Origin of the sequence: Mangrovitalea sediminis (assembly GCF_002514725.1) — a bacterium.
In the GTDB taxonomy this organism is placed as follows: domain Bacteria; phylum Pseudomonadota; class Gammaproteobacteria; order Pseudomonadales; family Oleiphilaceae; genus Mangrovitalea; species Mangrovitalea sediminis.
Genome location: NZ_NTLB01000001.1, coordinates 1,005,804 through 1,021,882, shown reverse-complemented (window position 1 = coordinate 1,021,882; position 16,079 = coordinate 1,005,804). Strand labels below are relative to the sequence as shown.

Here is a 16,079-nt window from a genome sequence, read left to right as displayed (position 1 = left end):
CGGCAAGTTAAGGGAAATGCAAAACCTAAAAAAGACCGAGCAGAGGGAAGTAGGATGAAAAGCATACTGAAAGTACTGGCGCTGGGAGCCTGTGTCACGTTGGGTTCCGCGAGTGCGATGGCTCATGATGTTGATCGCGACGGTTGGCATCATCAGGAATGGGGCCACCACCATGTCTTGAAGGTCGGCCTGTGGGGTGATCAGTTCTATGCGGACGATCTGACTGAGCGGGCTTTGATGGCCGAGCAGACGATCGATTCGATGAACAGCCACCACCTGGATTTCACGCTGTATGCCGGTGATTCCAAGAATGGTCACAGTGAGTGTACCGATCAGGTGATCGGTCAGGATCTGATGGATCGTTTCAACAGCCTGAACACACCGACGGTCTACAGCTTGGGCGATAACGAGTGGACCGACTGCCATCGCACCAACAACGGCAGCTATAACCCCCTGGAACGGTTGGCCTATCTGCGCAGTGTGTTCTTTACCAGCTACAAGAGCCAGGGACCGCACCCTATTCGGCTGATGCGTCAGGGTAAGCCCGGCCAGCCCTATAGCGAGAACAGCCGCTTTATCCGTAACGGTGTGGAGTTTGTGGCGCTGAACGTGCCTGGCAGCAACAACAACCTGGTTGCGACGGCCAAAGAGTGCACGCACAAATCAAACCGCACTCAAGCCGATTGCGATGCCGCGACGGCAGAATACCGGGCTCGGAACGCCGCCGACCTGGCGTGGATGAAAGCCGCATTCGACGAAGCGCGGCAGAAACATCTGGCAGGGATTGCGATTGTTATCCAGGCGGATATCTACGCCCCGTTCGAACTGGCTGACGGTGGCTATCAGGACAACTTCCTGCAGCAACTGAATGCCGACAATGGCTATACCGACTTCTTCAACACCCTGGTTGAAGAGACCCATAATTTCGATGGGCAGGTACTGTTGATCCACGGCGACTCGCACTACTTCCGTATCGACAAAGCCATGTACGAAGCCGATGGCACCCTGACCCGTAACTTCACCCGGGTTGAAGTCTTCGGCAACACTGACAACAGCTGGGTTGAAATGACGGTTGATCCGCGCACGAAGAACGTTTTCTCCTTCGAGCCGGTGATCTTGCAGTAACTGTCTCTGGACGCCGGGCAAGGGAATGCCTGGCTTTCTGTCCTGGCTTGAGGGGTTAAGGGGAAACCTCCGGTGCCTTTCGGCCAACCATCTCTTGTCAGCCCATAAAATCAGCGGTATTCACCAAGCATGGCCGGTAGGGCGCATTGCCCTTCGGTTAATGCGCCCTAAGTGGGCTGATGTCATGCCCGTGGGCATCAATGAGGATGAGCTGGTAATACGTCTTGAGACCGTCAACGTATCCGATCTGATACCACGCCTGGATACTAGAAGTACTCCCCTGCTGGAGAATGAGAGGAAGGCCTTCTCCCTCAGCGCGGTAGTGGATACGGAGTCCTTGATTGTTAGCGTAAGGCGCTGTTTCCATCCGTGTGCGGCTTAACGATTCTCTTCGAACGGGTGTTCTGCTGTTGTCTGAACGGCGTTTCGTGCCTATCGCTGGTTAGTCGATGACAACGCTGCGCCGTGAAGGATCCAAAGCGTTCAGTAATTCACTCTGTTCACCGTCAATAGCTTTCACCAGCAGCTTCGCGCTGGTCGGTCCCAGGGTAAAGCCCTGATGGCCGTGGCCAAAGTTGAACCAAAGTCCCTTGTGGCGGGGAGCGGGGCCGACCAGGGGTAGCATGTCCGGCATGCAGGGACGCATTCCATACCACTGCGGTTCTTCGACCCGCGGGCCGAGTTCGATCAAGTCCGCCACCGCGTCGACACCCCGGGACAACTGGCGAGGTCTGGGTGGTGCGCTCGTTGCGACCAATGCGGCTCCTGTCGCCATGCGCAGTCCTTGCTGCATCGGACACAGCAATACGCCGTGGGCCACATCCATTAACGGTCGGCTCAAGGTGGACGGTGCATCGAAATGTCCATGGTAGCCGCGCTTGAAGACCATCGGGATGCGATAACCCAGGAGCGAAAGTAGGCGGGGTGCCCAGGGGCCCAACGCAACGACACACTGTGGCGCCTCCACGGGGCCTTCATCGGTCAACACCCGCCACCCCGCATTCTGTATCGGCAGAAGGGTCACCGCATCGCCCGTCAACAGGCGCCCACCTCGTGCCTGAAACAGCTTTGCGTAGGCGGCGGTCAGAGCGCCGGGGTCACTGCAGGTCCAACTGTCATGCCAGTGAACGGCGCCGGCGACCTGCTTTTTGAGCGCGGGCTCCTTTGCGGCCAGTTCGGCGCCATCCAGAATGTCTGAGGGCACCCCATATTCATCCATAAAACGCGCCGCTTTCCGCACCCCTTCGTCGAGCGCCGCCTGATCCCGATAGGCCTGATAATAACCGTCCTTGCGAATCAAGGACTGCGCGCCCGCCGCCTCGATCCAGTCAGCATGGTCGTCCGTCGCCCTGGCTGTCAGCTGAGCATAGAAATGGGAGATCCGGCGATGGCGTTCAGGCGCGGATGACCGAAAATACGTCCACAGCGCCGGTGCCATCTGCAAAAGACCGGGTAAATCATAGGTAACGTCGTTTTTCCGGCCCAAGGCATAATCGAATAGTGTGGCGACATCTCGCGGTAACGGATAAGGCTCTGCTGCCTCGGTCTGGATAATACCCGCATTGCCATAGCTGGTTTCCCGGCCGGGCTCGCGGCGATCCACCAGGGCTACCTCGTGGCCCCGGGCCTGAAGTTCCAGTGCGGTACAGACGCCGATCATTCCGGCGCCGAGGATGATGAATTCGGACATGCAGGACGGTTCCCGGATCAGGAGACATCAAGCGCGTTCTGACGAACGCCATGGATGCTGAGATTGTTTTCTCTCCAGCCCGATGGTTGTGCCTCAAGCTGTATGGCTATCAGGCATCACGAGAGAAAACGCTTAGGTTCCTACAATAGCACCGACCTGTATCACTGTGGGAGCAACCTGCAGGTCCTTGGTCTCTCTTTCCTTTTACGCCTGGCGAACGCGACAGGCAGGGCGCATTAACCAAAGGGCAATGCGCCGAATGGTGGAGGGTATACGCGGAGTTTTGGTGCTGGATGGGGATCGGCGCTGAGCAATAGTATTGTGCGTGAGCACCGAGTGACGTCTCATGCGGCGCATTGCCCTTTGGTAAATTCGCCCTACGCAGATTGCACTCATCCTTTGGGTAGCACATCGATCTCAAAGGCCTTGGTCAACTGCTCGAAGCTTGGAAGCAGGATTCCCTCCCGAAGCCCGGCCTCGTATTCCTCTCGCAGGTTATCCATGGTGATTTCATAGGTGGCGAGTAAATCCTGAGTATCGGTCTGCTCGTCGAACTCCTCATCCGACATCTCATCTTCCCGCCCTTCACCTGCGAGGAGTTCGAGCCTTATGTCGCGGATCTTTGCCGCTAGCAAAGGAATGACGACAGTCAGGTCTCTTTCGCTGATGGAGCGCATTGGATAGTTTCCCCAAGTCTTATGGACCGGCCCCGTTGATGATTTATAACGGAGTAGTGGTTGTGGTTATAGTGTTAAGGGTGCCATCAGGATTGAGCTGGGCGGGATACGCCGGCTGCAGTGGCGGGGCTGGTGACCGGGTCTGGGTTTGAATGGGGGCGCGGATGTTGCCCCAAGCCGCCATCCGGTGATGGCCGGCCAAAAAAGTAGCCCTGATAGGCCGTGCAACCTTTCTCCTTCAGGAAACGGAGTTGTTCCTCCGTTTCCACGCCCTCGGCGATGACGTCCAGGCCCAGGCTCTTGGCCATCTGGATAATGGTATAAACGATGACGGCGTCGTTGGGGTCGGTGGTAATGTCCCGAACGAAACTCTGGTCGATCTTAAGCTGCTTCAACGGCAGCTTTTTCAGGTAGCTCAACGACGAATAGCCCGTGCCAAAGTCGTCGATCGAGATACCAATACCCATCCGCTGAAGGGCCAGCATCTTCCGTATGGTGTCGTCGAGGTCGTCGATAACGACTCTTTCGGTCAGTTCAATCATCAGCCGGTCGGGCTCGACCGACGTCGCTTTCAGGATGTCCTCGATTTGCTCCGTGAACTCTGGCTGACGTAGCTGCTTCGAGCTGACGTTCACAGATACGTGATTGAGACGAATGCCGGCACTTTCCCATTGCTTGATCTGGTGGCAGACCTTTTCCAGCACCTTGCTGCCGATGGGAATGATCAAGCCGGTTTCCTCGGCCAGGTCGATAAAGTGTGCTGGCGATACGATACCCCTCTCCGGGTGATTCCAACGCACCAAAGCCTCTACACCAATGACTCTACCGGTATCGTCAACCTGGGGTTGGTAATACAAACAGAACTGATCTTCCTCCAGGGCGGTGCGCAATTCCTTTTCCAGCTGCAGACGTTTATTGGCGGATTCCTGCATGCTGGGCTGGAAGAAATTGAGCGTGTTCCCACCGCGATCCTTGGCCATATACATGGCGGTGTCCGCCTGCTGGATGTAGTCGCCGGCAGGTAGATTGCCGACAGGATACAGCGCGATACCCATACTCGGGGTGGTATGGTGCCGGGTGTGGCCAAGATCAAAGGGGCTGCTGAGGACCTCCATGATTTTCTTTGCGACGACCAGTGATTCATCGGCGGCCTCTTCCGGCGTCGCGGCGTTTCCGTGAACGATCACCACGAATTCATCTCCGCCCAGACGCGCGGCCGTATCCTCGGCCCGCACCACGGAAAGGATGCGATTGGCCACCTGAATCAGCAGTTCGTCGCCAAGATGGTGACCGTAGGAATCGTTGAGCACCTTAAAGCGATCCAGGTCCATAAAAAGAACGGCGCCATATTTGTCTTCCCGGTGAGCCAGGGCGATCTCGTGGTTGAGGCGATCCAATAGCAGACGGCGATTGGGGAGATTGGTCAGCGGATCATAGAAGGCGAGCTGGGTGATACGTTGCTCGTTGCGTTTTTGCTCTGTGATGTCAGTGGACGACATCAGGATCGCGGGCCGGTCCTGATATTGCGTGTGGATCGCGGAAAAAAGCAGCCAGAAGGGAGAGCCCTCGCTGTCGTAGAGGCGGGTCTCCTGGTCAAACAGGACCTTTTGGGCTTCGAGTGTTTTGCGAATTCGTTGTGCCGTTGCGTGCGTCTCAAACGATTGCAGCGGATTCACCACGCCACCGGGACTGGCGTGAGCGAATTTTGCTTTCGCCCGATTATTCATGAACAGAACCTCATCGGTCTCCCAATCGATGATGACGATCATGGAGGGCGCGGCTTCAAGGAGTTCGTTCAGATTTTTTTCCTTGTCCCGCAAGGCCTCTACTTGGCTGGCTATACGCGCGGACATGGATGCGTAAGTTCGGGCCAAAAGGCCAATTTCATCGCGTTGCCTGACCGGCAGCGGAAACGTTGACCGCAGGTTTTCATCAGCATGGCTGATAGCATGGATGACCTGGTTGAGCGGGGCGGTCAGAAAACGTGAAATGAAAAACGAAAACACCACCGCCATCAGGGCGAACATGGCGAACAGTTCCAGCGTCTTGCGTTGCAACTGTTGCGTGATCGACAGCACGTTATCGTAAGGGATGCTGATCCCCAGGACGAGAAACTGGCGATCGCTCATGGGTCCCATGGGAATCCGGGTAAAGGAGGCGAGGTAGCCTGCCTTTTGCAGGGTGCCCGGATCGTTTATGGACAGATTCTCTCGATTATTTTTGAAAAAACCTGCCAGTTGCGGGAAGTCATTCTGAAGCAGATAGCGTCTCCCCACGTCGAAACCGAAAGTTTTCTTGGGATCGGGATCGATCAGGACATCGCCTTCATGATTGGCCAAGTAGAGCAGGGCATCCCTCGCGGTGTCGTTTTTCAGGGCGGTGAACAGGGTGTCGAGCGCGACGTTGATGACCAACACACCGTAGGGTTTGTTGTTTTCATCGAAGACCGGTAAGGCTGCCTTGAAACTGGGACTGTTGGGGCGCAGCGCATAGCTGTTCTCCTGCTTCAGGTTGATACCGGAAAAGAAGAAATCACCGGGCTTCAATAGCTTGGTTTGATACACATAGGGATAGTAGCCCTTTTCCTGAAGCCGGTTGCCCGTTATACGGACGAGCTCGTTGCCTTTGCGGTCTACCCGAACCACTTCACGTCCGAAATGTTGGTATTCGATAAATCGCATCTGGAGGTATTCCGGATGGACCCGCATAAAATCGGTGAATACCACGGCCAGGTCATTTTTTGCGTTGGCTTGGGCCTGCCCCTCTTTTTCATACAGGCGTCGAAGATTGGACAGGTGGGATAGCACCATGAGGTCATTGGTGACGCCGCCCATGGCCGCCTGATAGCGGCTGGACATGCTACGCGTCGCGGCGGACAGTTCGTCAGTAAAGCGCTTGATCACCAGCTGGCGGCTGTTATTGAAGCTGATATACCCCATGGAGGCTGTCATCAGCACGGACACCAGGGATAACCAGAACAACAACTTGACCCGAATACTCATAATGCACGGGCTCTTCTTGGCTTATGGAGCCTCTGAATGCCAGAAGCGCACAGGGACTTAATCAGAGTTTCCTTATAACGCATCCGGCTGGGCTCCTGCCCTTATTTCCTGCCACAGCCTGATGCGTTCCTCGGGATGAGCAATGGATTGCAGCCAGATGATTTTTGCATCCCCCTTGTCCGCGGCGCCGGGCTTGAGCGTATTCGCGAGCCCTTGGCGTTCGGTTAAGGTTTCACTGACCTGTGGGTCAAGGGAATAGTTGATCCACTTCAGGGCGAGATTCATATCCTTGGCGCCAGCGCTGATCACCCAGCAGTCAAGCCACGCCAGGGCACCTTCCTTGGGAATCACGTAACCAATATCCAGACCCTTGGAGCGCATTTTGTCGACCTGCTGTGTGCCAAAGTTCGCATAGACCAGCGCGATATTGTAATGGCGGTAAATGTCCAGGGCCTGGTCCGGGTCGGTGTAAAAGGTAAAAAGGTTGCGCCGCAGATCCACCAGCTTGCGCGCCGCCGCCATCATTTCGTCGTGGTTTAAGGAAAACAGATCCTTGAAACCCAGCGCCTGCGCCGCGATGGAGAAATTGTGATTACTGGCATCGTACGCCAGTACCTTGCCGCGGTACTTGGGATCCCAAAGCGCATTAATAGAGGTCGGAGGCGTGGGGACCAGCTTCTTGTTGTAGATCAGCCCCATTTCCGAGTAGGTGTAAGGCATGGCGAACACCTTGCCGTGACGCGTCATCCCGGTCACGTTTTTCAGGTTTTGAAAACGCGGCGTCTGGTTCCGATGGTTGGGCACTTTTGAAAGGTCGATGGGCAGCACGGCGTGGATGTCGATATAGCGCTGAAGCTCGGCGGTATTGACTGCAAAGACATCGTAATCCTGCCCCCGGTTGGGACCAATCTTGTTCCAGAGATCGTCATCGGAGGAGATATAGGTCACCGTGACGTGGGTATGGGTCTCCTTTTCAAAGCGCTGCACAATATCGGGGTCTGCGTAGCCTGGCCACGTCAGGACACGCAACGTCTCCTCAGCCCTGGCGGCATTGACGCAGAGCAGGTTCAGTAGCAGCAGGCAGCAACCCATCAGGCTGGAACCCCGCCCAAAGCGGGAGGGTCGGCGGCGCTGATTGGAGACTGGAGTGCCCGTCAGTAACCACTTACCACTCATTGATCCAGGGTCCCGGCACAGCAATTCAAAATGATTCGCCTAGATAGAAAAAAACAGCCAATATTTGCAGGTACGAAGCGTACCTTTCACAGCGCGATGCATCGCAGATGCCACACGTCCTTGTCGATAGTATAGGACGCAACCGCAACCAACGTACCCTCTCTTTTCCTGGCAAGCGAACGTGGCAGGTAGGGCGCGAGTGAATCCAATGGAGTGATGACGATGCGAACGGTTGCGTTGATGGCGATGATGGGTTTGCTGTCGGTGATGTCTGGAGGTTATGCGATGGGGGCTCCGAAAAATTGGGTGTTGTTCTCCGAGGTTCACGGCACAGTGCTCATGCAGGGTAAACCGGTCGAGGGTGCGGAAGTGATCGAGACGGCGCGTATGTCCGGGGACGACGCGAAGAACCGCGTGCAGCGCGCCGTGACCGGTGCGGATGGGACCTTTCATTTCCCCGCCATCGTGAAACAACTCGGCTTGCTGTGGCGGCTGTTGCCGGGACAACCGGTCGTCAATCAATCGATCGTTATCCGCTTTGACGGTGTTGAATACGAGGGTTGGAAGCACGGCAAGTTGACCTTCGCGGCGAATACCGAGCTCGATGGGCAGCCGCTCGATTTTGTCTGCGAGCTGACGGACAAGCCTGATGTCGTGGGCACCCATTACGGCATTTGCAAACCGGTCAGCGGTGGAGCCGGTGCCAAATCTTGAAGGAGTCATCGGCATGGGGGATCGCGGAAATGCATGAGAAGGGTAGGGCGCATTAACCGAAGGGCAATGCGCCGCATGAGAAGCTACTCGATGTCCGCGACTGATAACATCACTCAACACCGATTCATCACCCGGGAACCTGAAATTAAAGTTTACCCGCCACCATTCGGCGCATTGCCCTTCGGTTAATGCGCCCTACGCGGGCTGAAAAAAGAAGGGGTCCCATTTCTCAACGCTGACCCGCAAGCCGCATTTGCGGTGTTCGGAGTGCTAGAGGTTTCCTCCATGGCAGAAATAACAAACAGATCACTGGTCCTGATCATCCAAGCGGTCGATCGAGAGATCAATCGCCTGCGCGACCTACCGGACGAGACCATCGTGCCGGCGGAAGAGTTGCTATTGGTCGACTACGAGTCACTGGCCGATGAATTGGAAGAAGCCTACGCAGAGGCCACAAAGGGAGTAACGAATCTGCCCGACTACAGGCAACTGGTGACGGATCGGGGACCGACGCCGGATTGACCCGTGTGACGACCGAAAGCGTGTACGGCGGCCTCTGTCATTGCACCGGGTGGTGTTATTGAGAGGTAAATCCGCAAACGGGATCCTTCCCGGTTTTCGCTGACGGTCCTGATTGAATCCAGTCCCAGGCTTGGATGCCCAGCCAGCCACTCAATGCGCGAGCGCCTGTCGGCGTGATCGCTAGCACGCGACTGTTCGGATTGCGCCTTATCCATTGTCTGCCAAGCATGTGCTGACAGAGGGCCGCACCTAAAGGACGCCGGGATCAGCGAGTCGCAGCGACGAGATGAGATGAAGAAGCCGTTTTGGCGGGCCTGATGTGGCGCGTGCCACATGGGGTGTAAAGTGGGGAGTCTGGTTATCCGCGCCTGACAATCATGCGGCATCCGGCGCTGGCAGATAGTGATTAAGCTCGGCAATCGCCTCGCGCATGTGCTCGTAACAGGCGCTCATCAGTTGTGGCACATCGTTGCTGCTCATACCATCGGTGGCCACAGGCGGCAGAATTTTCACCCGGACCGGATTTCCGTTGGCGCCGTGGCCGGCCGATCCCTGATAGCGGCTGACACAGACCATACTGATGGGAACGCCCGCGGCAATGGCGGCGTGGAAGGCGCCCTTTTTGAAGGGCAGCAGCTCACCGCCGTGATTACGGGTGCCTTCGGGGAAAATCCAGATGGACTTGCGCTGTTCGGTCAGTGCCTTTCGCGTTGCCTGAATGGCTGCGATTGCCTTACCCCGGTGACGGCGGTTGATCAGGACATTGCCGCCCAGCCACAACATCTGTCCGAACAGGGGTAGCCAACGCAGGCTGGACTTGCCCACGACGACGGTGCGAGGCGGAAGTATATCCCCCAACACAAACACATCCTCGTTGTGCTGATGGTTGGCGATCACCACCCGCGGGCCGGCAAAATCGAGATGCTCGCGCCCTTCCACGTCCACCCGCATACCCAGGCACGAACGCCCGCCCCGCGCAAACAGCCAACCGTTAACGCAGTTGTTGTTGGCATTGAACGGGCGCATCAGGCACACCAAAAATCCAAGGCAGGACGCCAGTGCGCAGTAGCTCCAGGCGAAAAAAGCTCGAATTCGCATAGACCGCAAACCACTCGACAACCGTAAATAGAGTATTCAGCGTACAACTGTTCACTGAAATGCGAAATACAGCTTTTGTCGTATTTTTGTACGCCGGTAGGGTATGGAATGACGGGATATGCAGAAACCGGGTCAGTTTCATTTTTAAGCTTTCCGTGGTCGTCCGGGCCCCTTAATGCCACCCGAATCCACCGTCGAGAGCCTGTCAACAGATCAATGGGGTCCCGCACAGTATGAGGCGCGAAAAAAGCGTGAGGAGGGTAGGGCGCATTAACCGAAGGGCAATGCGCCGCATGAGAAGTCACTCGGTGTCCGCGACTTATAACATCACTCAACACCGATTCATCACCCAGGAACCTGAAATTAAAGTATACCCGCCACCATTCGGCGCATTGCCCTTCGGTTAATGCGTCCTACGCGGGCTGAGTCGTTACTTGCAAGCGCTTTCGGCTTATAGTTGACACCGAATTCGCCAGTATAGGCAACGTCTAGCGAATTCTTGAATCTCCAGGCAAGTGATACGGATACGGATTGTCACATCTGGTCGTCAAAGGATATACACGGAAACTATGGAGCTACTGATGTATCTGCTTATATATGTACCTCTATTTGTTGTTTATTTTATCATTGTTTGTCTGCATTGTAATTTTATGAAGAAAAAACTACCCGCCTCTTGGGAGGCCACCCATCAATTTCATCCTATCTATAAAAACAATGCTATTACGACTTGGAAATATCTAGCCTATTTGCTTTCGCCTACAAGAGGCAGGATGGATGTGTATTATGTATATGTTATAAGAGTTATGCTTTTTGTATTAATTATGCTGTTGGTTGCTCAGGCGATTTTGCATGAGCCTGTGTAACGAAAGGGCAATGCGCCTGCAGCGAGCTACAACACACTCAGCGCTCTCGTTTCGCAGTCAGCACACTCGATACCCGTCAGACCGGCCGAGGCGATCAGCTCATCCACGATCGCCTTGCCGGCACGGTTGATATAGATGCGCGACCTTGCGGTCGCCGGGTCTTTGAAGACGGCGGCTTCGGTGGGCACGTTCGAGGCGTCAAACGCTTCCCGCCGTATACGGCCAAGGGCAATGCGCCGCATGCGAAGTCACTCGGTGTCTGCGGCTTATAACATCACTCAACGCCAATTCACCACTCAGGAGCTTGAACTCCACGTTTATCCGCCACCATTCGGCGCATTGCCCTTCGGTTAATGCGCCCTACGGGGGCTTTGTGGGAGAGGATGAGGAGAAGAGTCGCGGGATGAGGTGCGTGGCTGATGGGTGAGATGTGATCTGGTCGAGGCGGGCCTCGACTGCCCCCTCTCCCGCAAGGGGCGAGGGGCTTAAAGGTGGCCGCTAGCGATGCAGTACGGCGGGTTGATACGAGGCAACCGCCGGAACGGGCAAAAAACCGCCCGGCGTGCCTTTCCTAAACTAAATCCACTTTCTACGGATTAGCAGCAAGCGCACTACACTCCGCATCCCCACAAGCCTGCCAACCCCCACCAAGCGCCTTATACAACGCCACAGCCTGCGTATTCACCGCCGTCTCCGCCTGCGCCAGATCATCATCCGCCGTCAGCGCGGTCCGCTGCGCATCCAGCAGAGCCAGGAAGTCCGTCGCCCCTTCCTGATAACGCACCTTGGCAATATCCGCCGCTTTACGGCTCAGCCGACTCTGATCCATCAGTTTCTCGACCCTGGCCCGCTGCTGATTGAAGCCCGTCAGCGCATTGTCGATGTCCTCGATGGCGAGTAGGACGGTCTGCTTGTAGTTGGCGAGGGCGGCGTCGGCGTTGGCTTTGCTGGTGTCCAGCCTCGCACCCAGGCGCTTCCAGTCGAGGATGGACCAGCTGATGCTGGGTGTCAGCGACCAGGCTTCGGAAGCGGAGCGGCCGAAGTCGTGGCTTTCGCCGGTGAGGAAGCCGATAAAGCCGCCGAGGGCGACTTTGGGGTAGTAGTCCGCCTTGGCAATTCCGATTCGGGCCGTCGCTGCGGCGAACTGCCGTTCTGCGACCCGCACGTCCGGGCGGCGGGCGAGGATGTTGCCGGCGTCTCCGATGGGTAGCGTCGTGGTGATCGGCTGGAAGTGGGCGGGGGAGAGGTCCACGTTCAACTGATCCGGGCGTTCACCGAGCAACACGGCAAGGCGGTACTCGCTGGCTTTGGCTTCGGCCTGCAGTTGTGGTAGTTCCGCTTCGACGGCAGCGAGGCGGGCACCGGCGCTGGCGACATCCTGGTCGGAGCCGGTGCCGATCCTTTCCCGGGACTGGGTCAGCGCCAGGGTTTCCTTCTGGATGCGGACACCCCGTTGCGCGATTTTCAGGCGCAGTTGGGTGCCACGCAGGTTGAAGTAGTTGCGGGCGACTTCCGCCATCAGGCTGACCTGCACATCCTGCAGGCCCGCTTCGCTGGCGCCGAGATCCGCGTTGGCGGCTTCCACGGAGCGGCGTATGCCGCCGAACAGGTCCAGTTCCCAGGTGGCGTCGAAGCCGGCCTGGTAGCGGTTGACCGTGCTGCGCTGCGTGCTGAACCCAGGCTGCTGCTCCCGGCTGCGGCTATAGCTGGCGCCGGTATTGACGGTCGGCCAACGGTAGGCCTCCGCCAGGCCGAGCTGGGCGCGGGAGGCACGCAACCGGGCCAGGGCCACCTGCAGATCCAGGTTATGGGCGGCGGCCTTGTGCATCAGCGTGTCCAGCGTGGGATCGCCGAATTGCTGCCACCATTGGGCCTGGAAGTGGGCGTTGCTTTCCTGTGTCTTGTCGATAGCACTCAGGACGGGCGCCGCGGTGTGCGGCGCGTGGTAGTTGGGGCCGATGCTACTGCAGCCGGCCAAGGCCAGGGCCAGCCCGAAGGCGGCCCCGAACAGGGTTTTACTCATTTCAAAGTTCCTCTGCCGTTGTCAGCAGCGGTGCCTGGCGCTTGCGGGCCTGATAACGTTCGACCAGACCGCGAATCACCAGATAGAACACCGGCGTAAAGATCAGACCGAAGGCGGTGACGCCGATCATGCCGGCGAATACCGCAACGCCCATGGCATGGCGCATCTCCGCCCCGGCGCCGTGGGAATACACCAGCGGCACCACGCCCATGATGAAGGCGATGGACGTCATCAGGATCGGCCGCAGACGCAGGCGGGCGGCTTCCAGCACGGCCGAAAGCCGGTCCATACCCTCCCGCTGGCGGTCTTTGGCGAACTCGACGATCAGGATGGCGTTCTTACAGGCCAGTCCGACCAGCACGATGAAGCCGATCTGGGTGAAGATGTTGTTGTCGCCGTGGCTCAGCCAGACACCGGCAATGGCCGAGAGCAATCCCATGGGAACGATGAGGATGACCGCCAGCGGCAGCGACCAGCTTTCATAGAGCGCTGCCAGCATGAGGAAGGCGAGCACCACGCAGAGCGGGAATACCAGTTGCGCGGTGTTGCCGGCCAGGATCTGCTGATAGGTCAGGTCGGTCCACTCGTAACTCATGTTGCTGGGCAGGACCTGTTTCGCCAGTTTTTCCATCAGGGCTTGTGCCTGTCCCGAACTGAAGCCCGGTGCCGGTCCGCCGTTGATTTCCGAGGTTGGGTAGCCGTTGTAATGCATTACCCGGTCGGGGCCGGCGCCCTCGTGGACTTTGACGAAGGAGCCGAGGGGCACCAGGTTGCCATCCGCATTCCGCGTCTTGAGCATGCCGATATCCGCCAGGTCGCGGCGGAACCGGGGCTCTGCCGACAGGTTGACGGGATAGGTGCGCCCGAAGCGGTTGAAGTCGTTGACGTACAGGGAGCCCAGATAGGCCTGCATGGTCTGGTAGGCATCACCCAGATCGATGCCCTCGGCCTTGGCTTTCTCCCGGTCCACATCGACATCGACCTGCGGCACGCTGACCCGGAAACTGGAGAAGAGTCCGGCCAGCCCCGGTGTCTTGTAGGCGGCGCCGATGAGTTTCTGCGTCTCCTTGTAGAGGGTGTCGAAACCGACGCTGCCACGATCCTCGACCTGCATCCGGAAGCCGCCGATGGTGCCGAGGCCCATCACGGGAGGCGGCGGGAAGACCGCAATGTAGCCGTCCTGGATGGCGCTGAACTTGGCGTTCAGGGCCTGGGCGATGGCACCGGCGGACAGTGAGGGATCACGCCGCTGGTCGAACGGTTTCAGCGTCACGAAGACGATGCCCGCATTCGAGGCATTGGTGAAGCCGTTGATCGACAGTCCCGGGAAGGCCACCGAACTCTGCACGCCGGGCTGCTTCAGGGCGATGGCCGACATCTGCTTGATCACCGCCGTGGTGCGATCCAGCGAGGCTGCGTCCGGCAGTTGGGTGAAGGCCACCAGGTACTGCTTGTCCTGCTGCGGCACGAACCCCGTCGGCACCTTGGAGAAGCCCATATAGGTCAGGCCGATGAGACCGGCATAGAGCACCAGGGCAACGGTCGAACGGCGCAGGATGCGGCGCACTCCGCCGACGTAGCGCTGCGAACCGCGCTCGAACAGATAGTTGAACGGCCGGAAGAACCAGCCGAGCAGGCTGTCCATGATGCGGGCCAGCCGGTCCTTGGGTGCGTCGTGGGATTTCAGCAGAATCGACGCCAGCGCCGGGCTCAGGGTCAGGGAGTTGAACGCCGAGATCACCGTGGAGATGGCGATGGTCAGGGCGAACTGACGATAGAACTGGCCGGTCAGGCCGGTGATGAAGGCGGTCGGCACGAAAACCGCGCAGAGCACCAGGGCGGTGGCGATGATGGGGCCCGTGACCTCTCGCATGGCCTGTCGCGTGGCGTCCTTGGGTGCCAGACCGAGGCCGATATTGCGCTCCACGTTCTCCACCACCACGATGGAGTCGTCCACCACGATGCCTATCGCCAGCACCAGCCCGAACAGGGACAGGGCGTTGAGGCTGAAGCCCGACACGTACATGACGGCGAAGGTGCCGATCAGCGATACCGGCACGGCGACCAGGGGAATGATCGACGCCCGCCAGGTCTGCAGGAACAGGATCACGACCAGCACGACGAGCCCGATCGCTTCGAACAGCGTATGCACCACGGCCTTGATCGAGCCGCGCACGAACACGGTCGGGTCGTAGACGATGCGATATTCGACGCCCTGAGGGAACTGCTTCTGCAGTTGCTTCATGGTGGCGCGGACTTCCTGGGAGATCTGCAACGCGTTGGAGCCGGGGCGGGCGAAGATCCCCATGGCGGCGGCCGGCTGGTTGTCCAGCAGGCTGCGCAGGGCGTACTGGTCGGCCCCCAACGAGACACGGGCGACATCCCCGAGGTGGACGACGGCGCCGTCCGGATCGGTGCGCAGGATGATGTGGCGGAAGTCCGCGGCGGTCACCAGGCGTCCACGGGTATTGATGTTGAGCTGGAAGCTGGCGTCGCTGGGGGCGGGCGGTGCATTCAGTTTACCGGCCGCCACTTCGACGTTTTGTTCCTGGATCGCCTTGACCACATCACCGGTGCTCAGGCCGCGTTCCGCGAGTTTCCGGGGATTAAGCCAGACCCGCATGCTGTACTGGCCAGCGCCGAAAACCTGCACGTTACCGACACCCTTCAGGCGCAGCAGCTGATCCTGCACGCGCAGCCGGGCGAAATTGGACAGGTAGAGCATGTTGTAGCGTTTGTCCGGTGACACCAGGTGCACCACCATCGCCAGGTCCGGCGAGGATTTCTGGGTGGTGACGCCGAGCCGCTGCACTTCCTGCGGCAGTTTCGGCAGGACCTGGGCCACGCGGTTCTGCACCTGCACCTGGGCGTTGTCCAGATCGGTACCGAGCGCGAAGGTCACGGTCAGCGTCATCTGGCCATCGCTGGTCGATTGGGACGAGGTATACAGCATGCCCTGGACGCCATTGATCGCCGTTTCCAGCGGTGTCGCCACTGTCTGGGCGATGGTTTCAGGGCTGGCGCCCGGATAGCTGGCGTGCACCACCACCGTCGGCGGTACCACCTGGGGGTATTCGCTGATCGGCAGCAACGGCAGGGCGATGGCGCCGGCGATGACGATCAGCAGCGAGATCACCCCGGCGAAGATCGGCCGATTGACGAAATACTGGGCAATATTTTTCATGAGCG

General features: G+C 58.3%; 12 protein-coding genes. 4 read left to right on the top strand and 8 right to left on the bottom strand.

All coding sequences use genetic code 11. The annotated features are described in order from the left end of the window. The first annotated feature begins 54 nt into the window (after positions 1-54). Positions 55-1,125, top strand: coding sequence for a hypothetical protein (locus CLR77_RS04795; protein WP_198962660.1), 1,071 nt, complete (start codon positions 55-57; stop codon positions 1,123-1,125). A gap of 442 nt (positions 1,126-1,567) precedes the next feature. On the opposite strand, the gene CLR77_RS04785 is transcribed toward CLR77_RS04795, so the two are convergent. The 4 genes from CLR77_RS04785 to CLR77_RS04770 all read right to left on the bottom strand — a co-directional run bounded on the left by CLR77_RS04785 (position 1,568) and on the right by CLR77_RS04770 (position 7,670). Then, the gene (locus tag CLR77_RS04785; RefSeq protein ID WP_097459411.1) at positions 1,568-2,815 is read right to left on the bottom strand and encodes an NAD(P)/FAD-dependent oxidoreductase; all 1,248 of its coding nucleotides are present in this window, start codon (positions 2,813-2,815) and stop codon (positions 1,568-1,570) included. A 392-nt stretch (positions 2,816-3,207) separates the two neighbouring features. Continuing rightward, a complete protein-coding gene (locus tag CLR77_RS04780) occupies positions 3,208-3,492 on the bottom strand; it encodes a hypothetical protein (RefSeq protein WP_097459410.1) in 285 nt (94 codons plus the stop codon). 86 nt (positions 3,493-3,578) lie between these two features. After that, positions 3,579-6,494 (bottom strand): bifunctional diguanylate cyclase/phosphodiesterase, encoded by a 2,916-nt coding sequence (locus CLR77_RS04775; protein WP_097459409.1) that lies wholly within the window; start codon positions 6,492-6,494, stop codon positions 3,579-3,581. Positions 6,495-6,566: 72 nt separating this feature from the next. Further along, positions 6,567-7,670 carry an extracellular solute-binding protein gene (locus CLR77_RS04770; RefSeq protein WP_198962659.1) on the bottom strand — a complete coding sequence of 368 codons (1,104 nt, stop codon included), beginning with the start codon at positions 7,668-7,670 and terminating at the stop codon, positions 6,567-6,569. Between the two features lie 222 nt (positions 7,671-7,892). On the opposite strand from CLR77_RS04770, the gene CLR77_RS04765 reads away from it, so the two are divergent. Further along, positions 7,893-8,384: a carboxypeptidase-like regulatory domain-containing protein gene (locus tag CLR77_RS04765; RefSeq protein WP_198962658.1), complete on the top strand. Its 492-nt coding sequence runs from the start codon at positions 7,893-7,895 to the stop codon at positions 8,382-8,384. 285 nt (positions 8,385-8,669) lie between these two features. Next, the gene (locus CLR77_RS04760; protein ID WP_097459408.1) at positions 8,670-8,906 is read left to right on the top strand and encodes a hypothetical protein; all 237 of its coding nucleotides are present in this window, start codon (positions 8,670-8,672) and stop codon (positions 8,904-8,906) included. Positions 8,907-9,281: 375 nt separating this feature from the next. Here the strand turns inward: CLR77_RS04760 and CLR77_RS04755 are convergent, their stop codons facing one another. Beyond that, a complete protein-coding gene (locus CLR77_RS04755; RefSeq protein ID WP_097459407.1) occupies positions 9,282-10,004 on the bottom strand; it encodes a lysophospholipid acyltransferase family protein in 723 nt (240 codons plus the stop codon). 569 nt (positions 10,005-10,573) lie between these two features. Here CLR77_RS04755 and CLR77_RS04750 point away from each other — a divergent pair. Beyond that, positions 10,574-10,867: a hypothetical protein gene (locus CLR77_RS04750; protein ID WP_097459406.1), complete on the top strand. Its 294-nt coding sequence runs from the start codon at positions 10,574-10,576 to the stop codon at positions 10,865-10,867. A gap of 26 nt (positions 10,868-10,893) precedes the next feature. On the opposite strand, the gene CLR77_RS04745 is transcribed toward CLR77_RS04750, so the two are convergent. From CLR77_RS04745 to CLR77_RS04735, 3 genes are all read right to left on the bottom strand, one after another. Beyond that, complete coding sequence (locus CLR77_RS04745) at positions 10,894-11,109, bottom strand: hypothetical protein (RefSeq protein WP_097459405.1); 216 nt, start codon at positions 11,107-11,109, stop codon at positions 10,894-10,896. A gap of 347 nt (positions 11,110-11,456) precedes the next feature. Next, complete coding sequence (locus CLR77_RS04740; RefSeq protein WP_097459404.1) at positions 11,457-12,890, bottom strand: efflux transporter outer membrane subunit; 1,434 nt, start codon at positions 12,888-12,890, stop codon at positions 11,457-11,459. A 1-nt stretch (position 12,891) separates the two neighbouring features. Beyond that, positions 12,892-16,074 carry an efflux RND transporter permease subunit gene (locus tag CLR77_RS04735; protein WP_097459403.1) on the bottom strand — a complete coding sequence of 1,061 codons (3,183 nt, stop codon included), beginning with the start codon at positions 16,072-16,074 and terminating at the stop codon, positions 12,892-12,894. Between the last annotated feature and the right edge of the window lie 5 nt (positions 16,075-16,079).